The sequence below is a fragment of the Intrasporangium chromatireducens Q5-1 genome, from assembly GCF_000576575.1.
In the GTDB taxonomy this organism is placed as follows: domain Bacteria; phylum Actinomycetota; class Actinomycetes; order Actinomycetales; family Dermatophilaceae; genus Intrasporangium_A; species Intrasporangium_A chromatireducens.
This window is the reverse complement of record NZ_AWQS01000386.1, coordinates 1-2,551: the sequence shown is the minus strand read 5'-3', so window position 1 is coordinate 2,551 and position 2,551 is coordinate 1. Positions and strand designations below refer to the sequence as shown.

The following is a 2,551-nucleotide window of genomic DNA, read 5'->3' as shown; positions in this document are numbered from 1 at the left end:
CAGGGTGTCTCAGATGTGAGACCCCTGACTCCGCTTTTGGGGTCGTTCCCGGGGTGAGTGGTTCAGAGTTCATGCGAGGGCGGCGGCTGGTGGGCGTCCGGTCGACCTGAGCCTCGCCCGGACGCCCCCAGCGACGGAAGCTTGGAACGACGCTCCGCCCTCTGCTGCGGCGATCGCTGGTCGCCCTGCTGCGGTGCGTCGTTCTGGGCTGCGCGGCGCACGGCGGCGCGCCGCGCGACGTCCTCGACGATGTAGCGGTGCCGGGGCAGCATCCTGCCAACCGGGTAGGTGCTGGTCAACAGGTCGATACCTTGCTCTGCGGTGGTGTAGCCGAGGCGCAGGTACAGCGTGGCGGCGTCATCCAGGTCGCGCTCATCGCGGGAGGCGTGCAGCTTCATCGCGAGCAGGTACTCAGGCGAGGCCACCTGCACCAGCAGTGACTCGGACTCGAACGCAGTAGCGGGATGCTCGTCCTGACCGGGCAAGAACCCCTTGGCGGCATCGTTGAGCCAGTCTGGCTCCAGCCCTTGCTCCGCGGCGATCGCCTCGGCGGCGTGCCGCACCTCCGGGGCAGGGACGAACACGGCGTCGACGTCGCGGGTGAGGCGGCTCAGGTCGTAGGCCAGTGCCATGGCGGCCCCGCCCACGACGAAGAGCTGCGCGTGTGCGCCGCTCGCAGCGAGCCGGTTGGAGAGTTCTTGGAACAGGGCGCGGACGTGCTCGGCATCCAGCTCCGCGCCATGCTCGCTCATGCGCGGCTCAACGACCGTCCGGTGATGAAGATGCCCCGCTGGCGGAACGCCCGAGGGCTGTCCTGCTCGGCCTCAGCACGGAAGATCGCCGGAACCGAGGGGAACCACCCCTCGGCCTGCCGCGCAGGATCGAGCGCCCATGCGGGAGTCTGCCATCCGTCTCGCTCGGCAAGGTGGTCGGCCAACGCCGCGAATGCCGCATCCAGTTGGATCGCGCCCGTGGGGGCAGGCTCGGATGCAAACACCTCGGCCGCGAGTGCCGTTCCACCTCGGCGCAGCGTAGAGGTGTAGTCATCGAGGGTCTGGAGGATGCCGAACCGCCAGCACGACTCCACGCTGCCTCCAGCGGCAAGCAGGGAGGCACAGCTAGCGGCGTTGCCGGCGGCGGTGTGGCGCACGCCGACGCCCGCGCCCGGCGTGGTGGCAGACCCGGTCTGGGCGCGCTCCAGCAGTGCGCCGATCGACAGCACTTCGCCCTGATACGTCATCCCCGTCTCCTTTCCCTCAACTCTCACTCTCCCAGACCTGCGGCCGAAAGTCCCCACACCACAGCGCGGTGAGCCCTGCGGGATCGAGGCCGCCACGCTTCAGGTAGCGCGAGCTGGATGCGCATCCTCGCCATCGTCAAAGCCGCGCCCCGGCGCGACATTCACCACGTTCGGGGCACGAGGGAATCGTGGCATTGCTTCGCATGCTTCGGAGCGGATCCTCACCGGGGGTCCGGCCTCGGGACGCCGACACGGTCTGACACCATGTCCGACATGGCGCGAAAGCAGAGATCGGCTGCCCGACGCAACGCGACTCGGCAACGACCAGCCCTGTCCGTGGCCACTCACCCGTCGAACCGGTACAAGCCGGATCCCATCGAGTCCCTGCTCGCCCAAGATGACGTCGTACTCGCGGACCTCGCCCAAGCGGTGACCGAATCACTGGCGGCCGAGATCGCTCGGGCGCGCACGGCGTTGGCCGCCGAGATGGTGCTCTGCGAAGTCTTCCGGCTGACCGGGCGCGACGCGCCCGACGACGCGGACGAGGTCGAGCGTCTCGATGCGCAGACAGCACTGCTGCACCAGGTGATCGAGCACGCGCACGCCGCCGGGACGACCGAACACCTGGCGCTGTTGCGGGTCTGCGCGAGCCTTGGCCCGGACGCGACACGAGCGGCGGCCGCTCAGGCAGCCGATCGTCTCAACCGCGCCGGTGTCACCGACCGACCCTGGGCCCCCTCGCTCGGGCGCCCGTCCCTGTTGCGGGCGTGGCACTACGGCGACATCTTCGGATCGCAGGCCTCGGTCGGCGCCCTGTTCGACTACCGAGGACGCGAGCACCTCCTCATGGTCCTGATCGATCACGGCCTCGGAGGAGGCGTCAAGGACTGTTGGGTCGCCGAGGGCCGCAGGACCCGCCAGATGCGCGACGAGGTAGCTGCCAAGATGGCAGCCGAGGAAGATGCCTTCTTCGAGGACATCGATGCGGCCGCCCTGACGCAGTTGCTCGAGTCCGCACTGGCCCAGGCGCCGTGTCCGGAACAGCGCGATCAGATCGACGACGTCGCCGCTTACCTTCACCTGACCCGATCTCGCGCGGCGCACCTCGCTCAGTTGGCCGGGAACTGACCGACGAACTGACGCGACCGGGTTGCGAGGTCATGAAACCACTCCCAAGCTATGCGTCGAGCCGGAAGCTGCACCTGTACGCGCGCGTATCGTCACCGGCCGTGCCCCCAGCAAGGCCGTCCTCGTAATTCTCGCATCGGAACGGCAAGCGCTTGAGGGACCCGAACGGCCCCCGTAGAACCA

The 2,551-nt window shown here is 68.8% G+C and carries 3 protein-coding genes; 1 reads left to right on the top strand and 2 read right to left on the bottom strand.

What is annotated here, in order from left to right; translation table 11 throughout:
- Positions 1-62: 62 nt before the first annotated feature.
- Positions 63-752 (bottom strand): DUF6036 family nucleotidyltransferase, encoded by a 690-nt coding sequence (locus N864_RS21370; RefSeq protein ID WP_205621029.1) that lies wholly within the window; start codon positions 750-752, stop codon positions 63-65.
- The gene (locus tag N864_RS21365) at positions 749-1,240 is read right to left on the bottom strand and encodes a hypothetical protein (RefSeq protein WP_034722190.1); all 492 of its coding nucleotides are present in this window, start codon (positions 1,238-1,240) and stop codon (positions 749-751) included. The genes N864_RS21370 and N864_RS21365 overlap by 4 nt, the downstream gene beginning before the upstream one ends.
- A gap of 273 nt (positions 1,241-1,513) precedes the next feature.
- Between N864_RS21365 and N864_RS21360 the strand changes: the two genes are divergently transcribed.
- A complete protein-coding gene (locus N864_RS21360) occupies positions 1,514-2,368 on the top strand; it encodes a hypothetical protein (RefSeq protein ID WP_155893056.1) in 855 nt (284 codons plus the stop codon).
- The last annotated feature ends 183 nt before the right edge of the window (positions 2,369-2,551 follow it).

Bases quoted from the DNA above. Each gene is read 5' to 3' on its own strand.
- N864_RS21360 (WP_155893056.1), top strand. From the start codon at position 1,514: ATGGCGCGAAAGCAGAGATCGGCTGCCCGACGCAACGCGACTCGGCAA.
- N864_RS21370 (WP_205621029.1), bottom strand. From the start codon at position 752: ATGAGCGAGCATGGCGCGGAGCTGGATGCCGAGCACGTCCGCGCCCTG.
- N864_RS21365 (WP_034722190.1), bottom strand. From the start codon at position 1,240: ATGACGTATCAGGGCGAAGTGCTGTCGATCGGCGCACTGCTGGAGCGC.